A 15349-nucleotide genomic window follows, 5' to 3' on the forward strand; every position below is an offset into this window, starting at 1 on the left:
AAATGTCCGACACAAAAGTATGAACTTACATTCTACTACACTACTTGAAATGTAACATCAAGTTGCACATACGTTTATCTGCTTTTTAAATACGTTTCAATTTGTTTTGAATTTGAAAAAAATGGTGGTAACACTCATTTTCGGCAATACTAATTCGACAAATGGATCAGTGTTTTTCAGTTCCTGATACCAACTTTCTTTTGGAGTATCAGCCTGTATTACTTTCCTTATGGAGGCATCTTCGGGAACGACAGGATGATAAGAACAGTTCTCCGCCATCATAATTGATTTGTTGCCAACTTGCCGGGCTATGTTCTGAAATTCAGTTTTAAAAGCCTGTTCATACAACTTTGTGTGTTCATGCATTCATTATTAAAATATAGGAAAAGGAGTCAAGAGTAAAATACAAGATTGTACTTTTGCATCTGTCGATTCTTTAGATTGCCCTCAACCAGCACAAAACTACAATCTTGTATTTTAAAACGTTTGGTAAAATGTAACGTAAAGTTAGCTATATGTATAACGCAGTTTTAAATTTGCATCATTCGCCTTTATTTCTGATAGACGCAGCATATTCCGAAGGAGATACTCCATAGAACTTCTTAAAAACAGTTGCAAAATTAGCCTGATTATCAAAGCCTACCGCATCCGCTATTTCTGAAATATTCAGCTTCCCTTCCTGAAGCAGTGCTGCCGCTTTCTTCATCCGTAGATTCCGGATAAAGACTGATGTTGAAACTCCTGTAATATCTTTCATTTTACGATGAAGCTGTACACGACTCAATCCGACTTCCCTGGCAAGCATTTCTACATTGAATTCCGAATCATCCAGAAACTTATTCATCACATTCATAACCCGTTCCATCAATCGTTCATCTCCAGATTTATTTTCAGCAATTTCAATCTTTCCCACCTGATCCCTGACACCAGAGAACTTTCCTTTCAATAACAATCTTGTCTCAATCAGATTCTTGATATGTACTCTCAACTCTTCAACGACAAACGGTTTTCCTAAATATGCATCCGCACCTTTACTTAATCCTTCAATACGGTCTTTATATTCCGCTTTTGAAGTCAACAGGATAAACGGTATATGACTCACATTCGGATTGTTGCGAACCATTTTCAGAAGTGAGATACCATCCATTTCAGGCATCACGACATCAGAAATTATAAGATCCGGTTGTTGTTTCAGAATGGTTTGCAAACCCTCTTTCCCGTTACGGCAAATATATACCTTGTATTGCGAGCTCAATTCCGCCTCCAGGAAACGAAGAATCTCATCATCGTCATCTACGATCACAATCCTATAACTCGCTTTATGGTTTCTTGTCGTAGCCGTTTCTTCTTCACTTTCTTGAGAAAGTCCCAAGGCAGAAGGAACTCTTGAAGTAGTTTTGTTTTCCGCATCCGTCCATTCGGATTTCTTCAAATGGTCTTTCCCATAAGGAATATGAATAATGAAACGACTTCCTTGCGCATCTTGTCGGTTACAAGCATTGATAGTACCGTGATGCAATTTGACTATCATCCGGCACAGATTCAGTCCTATACCAAAACCGATACTTCCATTGAAACCATTGGAAGGTGCCTGATAAAAACGTTCGAATATCTTTTCCAATTTGTTGGCGTCAATGCCGGATCCAGTATCAATTACTTCAATCTCAATAAAATGCTGCAAATCTCCAACAGTAAGTTCATTCACCTTCTCACGCAGGCTGATTTTTATTTCACCTCCATCCGGTGTATATTTAAAAGCATTCGACAGCAGGTTTACCAATACTTTATCAAAATTATTAGGATCAATCCATGCCGGAAGCTCCTCTTGTTCATAATCAAAACACAAGTTTATATTCCTTTTCTCCGCCTGATAAGTAAATAAAGAGATCAATTCTTTGATATAATCCACCATGTCCGTTTCAACGCAATGAATATTCAATTGCCCTTTTTCAATTTTACGCATATCAAGCAACTGATTCATCAGATTAATAATGCGATTCGCATTTTTTTGCATCAGGCGCAACATCTTCATCGTATCGGTATCATAGTCTCTCTTTAACAAATTCTCCAACGGGCTCACAATCAAAGTCATTGGAGAGCGAATCTCATGTGAAAGGTTGATAAATAGTTTGATTCTCTCTTCATTCATTTCTTTTTGGTGCCGGCGACGAACACTCAAATAAATCTGGAATGCAACAACAAACAATATCAACGCATAGCAAACATAAGCCAGAGACGAACGCCACCACGGTGCCGCAATATCAATCCGTATCACCTTCACAGGGGTATACTGCCCGTTCTCACAGGCGCGTATTTCAAATGTATACTTGCCGGAATTTAAATGATTGTATGTGATTTGATTGATTCCCAATTGAGTAGAGGTCCAGTTCTTTTCATACTCTCTGATACGATATTCATAGAAAATATTTCCTGAATTACGATAATCCAATGTGGAAAACTCAAGCGTAAACGTGTTGTCTTCATAAGCCAGACTAATTTTGTCGGCACGAGTTACAAAAGTGTCCAAAATGGGTTTTCCACCGGATTTACTTTTAGCTGTCATTGCTTCTCCTCCTAAATAAAGATTGGATAATATCACAGTCGACTTCCCTTTTTGAGCTGTGACGCTATCCGGATGAAAAGTCGTTATTCCCTTCACACCTCCCAAATAGATAAGGCCATTCATTGACTGATAGCTGGCCCCAATAGTATACTCATTATCCACCAATCCACGTTCGGAATAATAGGAAGCAATCTTATTTTCAGCGACTTTTATCAGGTTAATGCCTTTCAAGGTACTACACCAGATATTCCCCCTCTCATCTTCTGCCAACCCATATACAAAATTATTAGAAAGTCCGTCTTCTTCATCATAGTAATGAAGTTCTTTTGTTTCGGGATGATAACACATAAGTCCCTTATTCGTTCCCGCCCAAATATTTCCACGTACGTCTTCCAATAATGAGTAAGCGATGAAATTACCTAATGATTGACTCAATACAGGAGTAAATTTCTCGGTTACAGGATCGAAATAATCCACTCCATTACAGTGTCCTATCCACAATCTTTCTTGGGAATCAAGAAGTAGAGTATAAATCCAATTGTTCCTTAACCCACCGGAGGAACTTTGATATTCCGTGACTGTTTGAGTGGGTAGGTGATATCGTATGAATCCGGAACCGAATAAAGAAATATATAGGTTTCCTTTATCATCACCTGTGATCTTCTTTATATCCTTCAATTTAATTTCCGGTAACATAAAACGTACGTTCCCTTTGGTATCCTGCATATAAAGCCCGGAATAATAGCCTCCAAACCACAAATTACCACTATAATCCTTATAGATGGATGAAACCGTTTTACCTGAAAACAGATGATCGGTTATATTTCCTTCCGAAGTAATTTTAAACACTCCTTCGCCTTCTACACCGCTAACGATATGTCCATCATCATCTTTATACAAGGCAGTTATCACACCAGCCTGCGGATATTCACGGGTAGGAATACTCCAGAAATGGAAAGGTGTAGATTCTTTAGACACCATAACCATTCCTCTATGATAACACCCTATCCATAAATTTTGGTTATGATCTTCATAAATAGCACGTATTTTAGCATTATTGACATCAATAAAAGGAAGAGTGATCACCTCGGAACGAAGTTCTTTCAAATCGGGTTGAATAACCTTCAATCCTTTGCCAAAGGTTGCCAAATAACGTGTCCCTTTTTGGCTTACGAGTATGGAACGTGCCGGCAACCAAGATTCATTATGTTCTATTTTGGTAAAGCTGTCATTCTCTCTATCATAATAATAAGCAGCAGTCCCCGTGGAAAGGAGGAAATTACCCGAATGATCCTCGGCCATTCCGGAAATTGAAGAACCGCCATCTAAAATAGCCCGTGTGTACATCTTACTCGTTCGTGTAGAAGGATCATATCGAAGTAAACCGATACCGTTTACTCCAATCCAGATGCTCCCATGACGGTCTTCATATATTACTCCATAATGGGCATGTTCAGATACATCGGGAATATCTGTCATTTGCACACCTGTTCCTGTATCTTTCCGAATACGGAAAATTCCTCTCCCGGAAGAGCCAACCCATATTTCACCCGAACGCAATTGAGTGATACACATGATATGGAAAGATGAGTTTTCTTCAAACTTAATTGTTCGAAATGCATTTTCTTCCGGAACGTAATATTGTAATCCGCCAATACCTCCCACCCATAACGTGCCTTCATTGTCAAGCATCAGGGCTTTTACAGAGTTATCGGATAACGAAGTGCTATCCTTTGGATTATTATAATAATGAGTAAATTGTATACCATTGAATTTATTAAGGCCATAATCTGTCCCGATCCAAATAACCCCATCTTTATCTTGGCAAATGGAAGTAATCAGATCGCAAGTTAATTGTTTGGAATCATAGAACAATGTATTCTCGGCGACCACCTGTACAATTCCACCCCAAAATACAATCATCAGCAGTAATAGTCTTTTCATAGTAAACTGTCCTTTCTTTGTGCAAAGAAAGTAATTCTTTTCAAAATCGGACTATTTAATTCGTTTCATTTGTTTTTAAATTTAGTCCCCTTTGCACCAAAAAAAGAATGAAACATATACAAAAACTATTGAAACACAGATTTTTTATCTCTCCGAAAAGATATCCTAACTTTGCCTATAGAAAATAAATCAGCTATTAACCTCTAAAAGAAAATAACATGAAAAAGTATTTAGTAGCAGCACTAGTTGCATGTTTGGGAATCTTAAGTGTCAATGCACAAGTAGACAAGACTATCGAAGTCAGTCAATGCGAAGCCAATAACAAACTGACAGTAGAAGGGCAGACCTTAATTTCCACCGGTTATGGAAACTTGGTATTTCCAGAAAATGATTACACTAATTACACCGGAATAAACTTTGAAGCGACCAACTTCAAAAAATTAGATGAAAATGCCACAAATGCCATCTGTTCATTAAAAATAGAATATACCCAAGACGGTGAAACGGTAAAAGTTTCTATGGGATTTTATACACAAGGCAAGAAGAAGGTGCAATTCAGTGCTTTTAAAGATGAAAAAGCCGGTAAGATTACAATTGATCCAGGCTCTATTACCAAAGTCACCATTGGGATGGGAAAAAACAAAAAAGTAGATATTAATAATATAGTTTTAGTAGCTAAAAAGTAACATAGATCAGGTATACCTGCTAGTTGCTTAAATAATAACTGCCGGCTTCTTTTTACAAGGACCGGCAGTTATTATTTTATCCTGTGGAACATACATCATATATATTAGTAACATAAATATGAAAAGAAGTTACTTCCAAGGTAGATTTCAGAAACATTTTTTTGCCTTTTGTATTGGGAAATGAGCTACCTTTGCTACAAATCCATACAATATGAACAGAAACACTTTTTTTGTATTATTCCTATTAATAAGCAACCTTGTTTCAGGACAGGACCTGAAGCTGTGGTATAGTCAACCTGCACAAAATTGGTCGGAATCCCTCCCTATTGGTAACTCCCGTCTTGGAGCCATGGTATATGGCGGAATCGAACGCGAAGAATTACAACTCAATGAAGAAACATTTTGGGCAGGTTCTCCATACAATAATAATAACCCGAATGCCGTACATGTTCTACCGGTTGTACGCAAACTGATTTTTGAAGGGAGAAACAAGGAAGCGCAAAGACTCATTGACGCCAACTTCTTAACCCAGCAACACGGTATGAGCTATCTGACATTAGGTAGCCTTTATCTGGAATTTCCGGAACACCAAAATGCATCCGGCTTCTACCGCGATCTGAATCTGGAGAACGCAACGACAACTACCCGTTATCAAGTGGATAACGTCACTTATACACGCACCACTTTTGCTTCATTTACTGATAATGTCATTATTATGCATATCAAAGCAAGTAAAGCAAACGCACTGAACTTTACTGTTGCATATAACTGCCCTCTAGTACATAAGGTGAATGTTCAGAATGATAAGCTGACCGTCACCTGTCAAGGAAAAGAACAGGAAGGTTTGAAAGCCGCACTACGGGCAGAATGTCAAATCCAAGTAAAAACGAATGGCACTCTCCGCCCGGCAGGAAATACGCTCCAAATAAATGAAGGAACAGAAGCCATCCTTTATATATCGGCAGCAACCAACTACGTAAACTACCAGGATGTCAGCGCCGATGAATCCCACCGGACCAGCGAATATCTGAAAAGAGCAATGCAAATACCTTACGAAAAAGCTCTCAAAAGCCATATCGCTTATTATAAAAAACAATTTGACCGTGTACGCCTTACATTACCGACAGGCAAAACTTCCCAACTGGAGACTCCCAAACGAATTGAAAACTTCGGAAATGGGGAAGACATGGCAATGGCAGCTCTACTTTTCCATTATGGACGTTATTTACTGATTTCTTCTTCGCAACCAGGTGGACAACCGGCTAATCTGCAAGGTATATGGAACAACAGTACTCATGCACCTTGGGATAGTAAATACACCATCAACATTAATACAGAAATGAACTATTGGCCGGCAGAAGTCACTAATTTAAGTGAAACACATAGTCCGCTATTCTCTATGTTGAAAGATTTATCTGCCACAGGAGCAGAAACAGCCCGAACCATGTATGATTGTAGGGGATGGATGGCGCATCATAATACTGATTTATGGCGAATTTGCGGAGTTGTAGACTTTGCTGCAGCCGGCATGTGGCCTAGTGGGGGAGCCTGGTTAGCACAACATATCTGGCAACATTACCTCTTTACAGGAAATAAAGAGTTCCTGAAAGAGTACTATCCCATCCTGAAAGGAACAGCGCAGTTCTACATGGATTTTCTGGTAGAACATCCAGTGTATAAATGGTTGGTAGTGTCTCCTTCTGTATCACCGGAACATGGTCCGGTCACTGCCGGATGCACCATGGATAACCAGATTGCTTTTGATGCACTGCATAATACCTTATTGGCTTCACACATCGCAGGTGAAGCCCCCTCTTTCCAAGACTCCCTAAAACAAACGCTAGAGAAATTGCCACCTATGCAAATAGGGAAACATAACCAACTACAAGAATGGCTGGAAGATGTTGACAATCCCAAGGACGAGCACCGTCATATTTCACATTTGTACGGGCTATATCCGAGTAACCAAATTTCTCCATACTCGAATCCCGAGTTATTTCAGGCAGCAAGAAACACATTGCTGCAACGCGGTGATAAGGCTACCGGTTGGAGTATCGGCTGGAAAGTCAATTTCTGGGCACGTATGCTGGATGGAAACCATGCCTTCCAAATCATCAAAAATATGATTCAACTATTGCCCAACGATCACTTGGCTAAAGAATATCCGAACGGGCGTACCTATCCCAATATGCTGGATGCCCATCCGCCTTTCCAGATTGACGGTAATTTCGGTTATACAGCCGGAGTAGCGGAAATGTTGCTCCAAAGTCATGACGGTGCCGTACATTTATTGCCAGCATTGCCTGATGCATGGGAAGAAGGAAGTGTGAAGGGGTTGGTGGCACGTGGAAACTTTACTGTCGATATGGACTGGAAAAACAATGTGTTAAATAAAGCGATCATCCGATCGAATATAGGCGGTACGCTCCGAATCCGGTCTTATGTCCCACTGAAAGGGAAAGGCTTAAAACAAGTAAACGGGAAAGAGTGCTCAAATAGTTTATTCGCCACCACTCCTATCAAACAACCTCTTGTAGCCAAAGGGGTAAGTGCGCAATCTCCCAAACTGCAAAAGTTTTATGAATATGACATCGAAACAAAGGCCGGTAAAACCTATATTGTAAATACAATCGAATGAAAACAATAACACATAAGGAGAGGTGAATCTTTTCTCGTGTTACATTTTTTACGAACGATGTTACAACATCCGATTACGCTCCCGGAGCCTATTGAAAATATTCATCTTTTATTAGGTTATATTTAGGTTTTTAGTTTTCTTTGTACTACAAACAACGATCTATAAACTATGAAAAATGTATTGACTTTTCTATTATTATTGTTTTCTTTGTTATGCAACGGGCAATCTCCTAAGTTATTCACTACTGACAAAGAGCTATCCAGTAGTTTGATTAATCAAATATATCAAGACCGAAACGGTTTCATTTGGATTGCAACAGAAGATGGTCTGAACCGTTATGACGGTGCTAAATTTACCATATACAAACATGAGCCCAATAATGAACATTCGTTAGCCCACAGTTTTGTTCGTACTGTTTTTGAAGACAGCAAAGGTCGTTTGTTTATCGGTACATATATGGGAATTCAAATGTATGATCCGGCTACAGACAATTTTACCCCACTTGCAATAAGAGAAGACAATGGAGAAATATTTGAAAGCAATATTGTTTCTTTTATCGAAAGGAGAAATGGAGAAATATGGGTATCCGGGAATATGTTGTGTAAGTTGAATATCAAAGATTACCAGTTGACCGTTCAAAAAATTGATATTCCCATAACATCAACAGGATTTATGATTGAAGACAAGAAACAGAATGTCTGGATAGCAAAAGGAGAAGAAGGAATATATCGTCTTGATTCTAATAACCAACTTACTTTATATTTATCTAAAGACAATGGATATATCAAAAGTATATGTGAAGATTCACGTGGAAATATTTACGTAGGAAGTATGAGAAAAGGACTATTCGTCTATAACAAAAGACAAGACTCCTTTATACCTGTTGATTTTAAAGAAAAGAGAGAATTTCCTATCTGTTTCCTCTATTCCGGACCACAAAATGAATTATATATCGGAACTGACGGTAAAGGTATGAGTGTTTACAATAACCAAACTCATGAAATCTCCGAATACAATTTTGACAACAACTATTTTGATTCAAAAAATTCAAAAATACATTCTATCCTAAAAGACAATTCCGGTAACTTATGGTTGGCTGTTTATCAGAAAGGAGTCATGCAGATACCTGCCCGAACAAACAGTTTCAAGTATATAGGACATAAATCCATGGATAAAAACATGATCGGTTCCAGTTGTATAACCTCATTCTGCAAAGACAACAACGGTATGTTATGGGTAGGAACCGACAATGACGGAATTTATGCCCTGACAAAAAAGTTAGAACCGGCTAAACATTTCTCGCATACTAATCACCCTAATTCTGTGCCTTCGACAGTTATAAAACTATATGAAGATTCCGAGTACAACATTTGGGTCGGCTCCTTTATCAACGGTATGGGAAAGCTGAACAAACAGACAGGATTATGCGATTACCAGTACCAACTGGTAGATAAGAACAACAACTATATACAACGTGTATATGACTTCGCAGAAGATAAAAACAAGCGTCTTTGGATTGCGACAATGGGATTCGGTTTGTTCTACTATGACCTGAAAACGAAAGAATTTACATCCGTACAATCTCAGACATCTTTAATCAACGAATGGATAGGTTGTTTGCACTATTCCGATGATAATAAACTATATGTCGGAACTTATGATGGTGCTAACTGTATAGATCTTGACAGCCCTGATTTTCAAAGTCATAAGATACTCTCACAAAACGTTATTTATTCAATCTTTGAAGATGCCGACGGAATTGTCTGGTTAGGCAGTTCCGAAGGATTATCCGGTTGGAATAAAAAAACGAAAGAACTAACCACTTATACTACTGCAGACGGATTGCCCAGTAATACAATATATGCCATACAAGGAGACGGAAAAGATTTTCTTTGGATAAGCACCAATGCCGGAATTTCCCAATTCCAAAAGAAAAACAACAAATTTATCAATTATTATGTCAGCGACGGATTACAGGGAAATGAGTTCTACAAGAATGCCTCATTCAAAGATAAACAAGGTATTATCTGGTTTGGCGGAATGAATGGCATCACCTATTTCAATCCACAAGACATTATCAATCCGGCAAAAACATGGAATATCCGGATTACCGACTTTTTCCTGCATAACAATCCGGTTAGAAAAGGAATGAAATCCGGTATTCATAATATTATCAACTGCCCTGTATTCAACGCAAAAGAGTTTTATCTATCCCATAAAGACAATGTGTTCAGTATCGAGTTTGCCACTCTGGAATTAAATGCCCCCGAACACATCAACTACCTTTATTCTATCAACGATGAAAAATGGATCAGTTTGCCCAAAGGTGTAAACCGTATCTCATTCAGCAATCTGAAACCCGGTACCTATAACTTTAAAATCAGAGCAAAAGACAACACTGTGTACTCAAATATAAAAGAAATTACCATCTTTATATCTCCTGCATGGTATGCTTCATGGTGGGCCAAAGTTATCTACTCCTTATTATTACTGACCATTATATTTATCATTATTCTTCAGATCAGACATCGGTACAGAATGCATCAGGAAATGCTGCAACATATCCATGCCGAACAAATCAATGAAGCAAAATTGCAGTTCTTTATCAACATCTCTCATGAGATACGCACTCCGATGTCTCTAATCATCAGCCCTCTACAGAAACTGATTAAGAATGAGGAGAACAATGAACGCCTGAAAATATATCATATTATCTACAGAAATGCGGAACGTATTCTGAATCTTGTCAATCAACTAATGGATATTCGGAAAATTGATAAAGGACAAATGTTCCTGATGTTCCGGGAGACCAACATTATTCCTTTTATTGAGGATTTATGTACAACTTTCGGTCAACAGGCAAATACAAAAAATATCCGGCTACAACTTCACAGTACGCTCCGAGAACTGAATGTATGGGTAGACACAGGTAATTTTGATAAGATTATCCTGAATATTCTGTCTAATGCCTTCAAGTTTACTCCTGAAAAAGGAAACATAGATATTACCATCCGTACGGGAGAAGATAATACGCTGCCCGATCCCTTGAAACAATATGCAGAAATAATTATCTCGGATACCGGAACAGGCATCGATGAACAGGAAAAAGAACACATCTTCGAACGTTTCTATCAAATCCGTAACAGCCAACAGAATCCGAAAGGTGGAACAGGAATAGGATTACATCTTACTCGTTCATTAGTGGAATTACATCATGGAATTATCTATGTAGAAAATAATAAAGAACAACCGGGTTGCCGTTTTATTATCCGATTACCGTTGGGTAACAAGCATCTACGACCTGAAGAAGTTGACAACAATGAGCAAAAGGTAACAGTAGCCGTACCAACTGTTCCTGTCATCTCTCCCATTATAGAAAATGAGGAAGAAAAGAAAGTCAGGGTAAAAACTAAATATCGCGTATTAGTTGTAGAAGACGACGAAGAAATCCGAAATTATATAGCGAAGGAGTTTGGGGACAAATTTCATATCATGGAAAGCCGTAATGGTAAAGAAGCATTAGAGCAAATATTTAAAAAGACTCCGGATTTAGTCATCAGTGACATCATGATGCCCGAAATGGACGGACTTACCTTATGCCGGAAGATCAAGCAGAATGTAAACCTCAACCATATCCCAGTCATTTTGCTTACTGCAAAAACAAGGGAAGAAGACAACCTTGAAGGTCTGAATACAGGAGCTGACGCCTATATCATGAAGCCATTCAATATCGAAATTCTGCAAAAGACTGTGGAAAATCTGATTAATACACGACAGCAGTTACGCAAAGTATTTACAGGCCAGCAAAACCAGGAGAACAAGGTTCAGAAACTGGAAGTGAAATCACCCGATGAAAAATTGATGGAACGTATTATGAAAGTGATCAATGAAAATATCAGTAATCCTAACTTGACAATAGAGACAATCACCACCGAAGTAGGTATCAGCCGCGTACATCTTCACAGGAAACTCAAGGCACTCACCAACCAGACAACCCGTGACTTTATACGTAATATACGTTTAAAAGAAGCCGCACGTTTATTGTCCGAAAAACAGCATACCATATCCGAAATAGCTATGTTAACAGGATTCACTGATCCTAATAATTTCTCAACAACATTCAAAGAATTGTATGGAATGCCGCCTTCAATGTATATGAAAGAGCAGTTGAGTAAAAAAGAAGAGTAACCCAACTGCTCTCTAGCATGTTTATCTGTTAAACTTGTACCAATCAAAGTTAAACAGTTTGCAGCCTTTACGTCCTTTGAATACAAAATAAATATCTTGTATTCCTGTGACCGGTTTTACAATATCAGTCTGCAATGTTTTCCAGCATTCCCAACCTCCCGTTGAAGGAATAGTCAGTTCCGCAATTAATGGTCCGCTTATACTGTCTGTACGTACTTCAAGTGTCCCGCCACGAAGGGCACTGGCAACGGTAGCTGTAAACCGTTTGGGAGATTTATTGCCGAAATCCACTTCACGTACCTTTATATAGTCTCCATTATGAATGTCAGATATATATACACCGGTTTTCACATTTGGCTCGGACTTCACACCTTCAGAAAACGCGATAGTTTCAGCTTCCACCCTTTCGTAAGGATTGAGCGTGCCTATCGGTGATACCCCTTCCCGGGTAGCATTAATAATCGGGAAAGTGCCGTCAGCGTTATATTTGAACTGCTCCACCGCCGCACTTCGCCCGAAACCTCCACCACCCGGCAGCTTACCCGTATGATAGAAAAAATAGGAATTGCCTTTATAGTCTATCACTCCACAATGGTTAGTAAACGAGCCCGTATCTTGTAAAGGCATGATTTCTCCCATATACTTCCACGGACCAAGAGGCCCCTCACTCATGGAATAGGCAATATGTTCGGGTACACCTCCGGCAGCATAAAGAAGATAGTATTTTCCTTCCCGTTTATGAAGCCATGGACCTTCTGTATAAGTATCTTTATACTTAACACCTTTGACACGCTTTTCCGGATTGGGTGCACCAAAGCTCTCAACAGTCTGTTCCAGTTTACCCACTTCGCCCTTCAAAGAAATCATATCTTCATTCAATTCTGCATAATAGATATTCGGATTTCCCCAATACAGATAAGCACGACCGTCATCATCTATATATACGGTAGGATCTATATAATCCCAGCTCCCGTCATGAAGGGGTTTACCGATGGCATCCTTAAAAGGACCGACAGGCGTATCACCGACTGCCACACCGATCGCCATGGTATTAGTCAGTTTAGAGTGCAAACAGACATACCAGTAAAATTTACCATTACGCTCGATGCACTGTGCCGCCCAGGCACGGTCGTCCGCCCAAGCAAATGATTCAATAGCAAGAGGAGAACCATGGTCAGTCCAATTCACCATATCCTTGGTAGAGTACACACGCCATTCCTGCATCCAGAAAAAATCAGCCTTATCTTCATCATGTCCTGTATAGACATACAATGTACCATCATGCACCATAGGAGCAGGATCTGAAGTATAGCAAGTTTGTACAATCGGATTTTGCGCAGATAAATGATATGGCAATATCCCTAAAAACAGCAATACTGCCGCAGCTTGTTTAAGTTTCATATTCATATTATTTAATGTTTAAACAGGTTTGGAAGAAACTCTTTCAGGCAACGTCTCCAAGTCAACCATTCATGTCCCGTACCTTTCGATTCATAATAATCGACTGTGATTCCCAATTCGCGGAGTGATTCTACCATTTTCTTTGTTCCCATTTGTTCTTCCGTACCACAACCAAGAAAGAAATAATTCACTCTTTTATTGAACCCGTCCGCATCGGAAAATACTCCGTTAAAACAAGTTTTCATATCCAATCCGAAAATTGCTCCGCTAAAACTCCCTATATAAGAGAACTTGTCAAGGTGGGGCAGTGTAGTATTAAAAGTCTGGTGTCCTCCCCACGACAATCCTGCCATCGCACGATGTTCGCGGTCGGTCTTGGTGCGGAACGTACGGTCCATCATAGGTATCAAGTCTTTCAGGATAACATCATAAAAAGTTGCGCCATACAGAGCCCGCTCTTCATTTATATCCTTTCCGGGACGCGGCCGGAACGGAGCTTCCACATCTCCGCTATCCATCACTACCAACATCGGCACACACTTGCCGGATGCAATCAAATTATCCATAATATGATTCATACGTCCTTGTGCACTCCAGCCGGTTTCATCTTCTCCCATACCATGCTGCAAATATAGTACCGGATAACGCTTCTTCGGATGAGTTTCATACTCTGCCGGCGTATATACCATACAACGACGAAACTCTTTTTGTGTTTCCGAATAATACGTACAGGAACGAACCTGCCCGTGAGGTACTTGTTGAGGACGATAATAATCCCCCTCTTCACCTTCAGGGATTTCGATACCACTTGCCACACGGCAACAACCGAAGAACGTGTAGCTGGAAGGATCTGTTACCGACACTCCGTCTGCTATCAGGAAATAATAATGGAATCCTACAGGTAAAGGGTCGGTCGTTGCCGTCCAGAGTCCTCCGGTATCTTTCCACATATCATACTTCTTTCCGCAACAATCCACTTGTAGCTTGGTAGCCTGCGGAGCATAGAAACGAAAATGAGCACGTCCCTCTTTATCCACCCGGGGATAGTCATATCCCGGAATATTAGTGGATGCCGGTTCGGTAGTAATCCCGGAGTTTGGTTCTTTCTCCAACAAAAGGAGTCGTTTCTCGGCATACCGCACTCCCAATTTTCTGTATCCTTCTGCCGTGAAATGCAAATTATCTTCTGCGGCAGGACAGCCCGAAGAAGGAATCACATATGCGGTCGGAATCACTTGCGGCAGCGTATTGATTATCTCATTCATGCTTGCACATCTACCATTCTGGTCGGCATGCACCACTTCTCCCGCCAGTAAGGGAACATCCTTTGCCTGAAGATTCAAATCCCGCAACAGATTCTCATAGACTCTCTTTACTTTTTGAGGCCACTCTTTATCACCGGTATTAGACTCGCCTTGATGCAAGAGGATACCTTTAATCACACCGGCTTTCTGTGCTTCTACAGCCAATTCTTTTAGTCTACGGCAAGGATTATTACCATACGCTTTCGCGGTATTTTTCAGCCATTCCGGTTGAGAGGCAATATGTTCTTCGCAATTCTCCTCATCAAACAGTTCAATCCTGCAACCACCTACAGCTACATTGATGACACCTACCTTAATATTATCAGGCAGCCTTTCCACCAATGTACGTCCGAAATAATCGGCTGGTGTTAACCCTGTATGGCAACGTACCAACGGAGGAACAGCCTTATACCATTGTCCTTTGACGCGTCCCAAAGACGGACAATCAACAGCCGCCATCATCAGAAAGCGTTCATTGACATTGCACGTATCCTGGGCCTCAATCTTTGCATTTCCTTCCATATTGGATTGTCCCAGACAAAGGTAAATATGGAAATTAGGGTCTTGTGCAAAGGCAAATATGCCTGCACATAATAAACAACTTAATAATATAATCTTCTTCATC

7 protein-coding genes are annotated in these 15349 nt (G+C 39.8%); 3 read left to right on the forward strand and 4 right to left on the reverse strand.

All coding sequences use genetic code 11. The annotated features are described in order from the left end of the window. Nucleotides 1-96: 96 nt before the first annotated feature. Both I2I04_RS00955 and I2I04_RS00960 read right to left on the reverse strand, forming a co-directional pair. Nucleotides 97-366, reverse strand: a complete 270-nt coding sequence (locus I2I04_RS00955; protein WP_229126894.1) for a hypothetical protein — start codon at nucleotides 364-366, stop codon at nucleotides 97-99. A gap of 175 nt (nucleotides 367-541) precedes the next feature. Continuing rightward, a complete protein-coding gene (locus I2I04_RS00960) occupies nucleotides 542-4507 on the reverse strand; it encodes a two-component regulator propeller domain-containing protein (RefSeq protein WP_195654060.1) in 3966 nt (1321 codons plus the stop codon). 218 nt (nucleotides 4508-4725) lie between these two features. Between I2I04_RS00960 and I2I04_RS00965 the strand changes: the two genes are divergently transcribed. The 3 genes from I2I04_RS00965 to I2I04_RS00975 all read left to right on the forward strand — a co-directional run bounded on the left by I2I04_RS00965 (nucleotide 4726) and on the right by I2I04_RS00975 (nucleotide 12019). Continuing rightward, a complete protein-coding gene (locus tag I2I04_RS00965; protein WP_143256948.1) occupies nucleotides 4726-5193 on the forward strand; it encodes a hypothetical protein in 468 nt (155 codons plus the stop codon). A 211-nt stretch (nucleotides 5194-5404) separates the two neighbouring features. Beyond that, entirely contained in the window at nucleotides 5405-7831 is a 2427-nt protein-coding gene (locus I2I04_RS00970; RefSeq protein WP_195654061.1) for a glycosyl hydrolase family 95 catalytic domain-containing protein, read from the forward strand. Nucleotides 7832-7999: 168 nt separating this feature from the next. Then, complete coding sequence (locus tag I2I04_RS00975; protein WP_195654062.1) at nucleotides 8000-12019, forward strand: two-component regulator propeller domain-containing protein; 4020 nt, start codon at nucleotides 8000-8002, stop codon at nucleotides 12017-12019. A 21-nt stretch (nucleotides 12020-12040) separates the two neighbouring features. Here the strand turns inward: I2I04_RS00975 and I2I04_RS00980 are convergent, their stop codons facing one another. Next, entirely contained in the window at nucleotides 12041-13426 is a 1386-nt protein-coding gene (locus tag I2I04_RS00980; RefSeq protein WP_195654063.1) for a glycoside hydrolase family 43 protein, read from the reverse strand. Nucleotides 13427-13431: 5 nt separating this feature from the next. Beyond that, nucleotides 13432-15348 carry a sialate O-acetylesterase gene (locus I2I04_RS00985; RefSeq protein WP_195654064.1) on the reverse strand — a complete coding sequence of 639 codons (1917 nt, stop codon included), beginning with the start codon at nucleotides 15346-15348 and terminating at the stop codon, nucleotides 13432-13434. Nucleotide 15349: the final 1 nt, after the last annotated feature.

It is taken from the genome of Bacteroides sp. 1001136B_160425_E2, assembly GCF_015559655.1.
GTDB lineage: Bacteria > Bacteroidota > Bacteroidia > Bacteroidales > Bacteroidaceae > Bacteroides > Bacteroides luhongzhouii.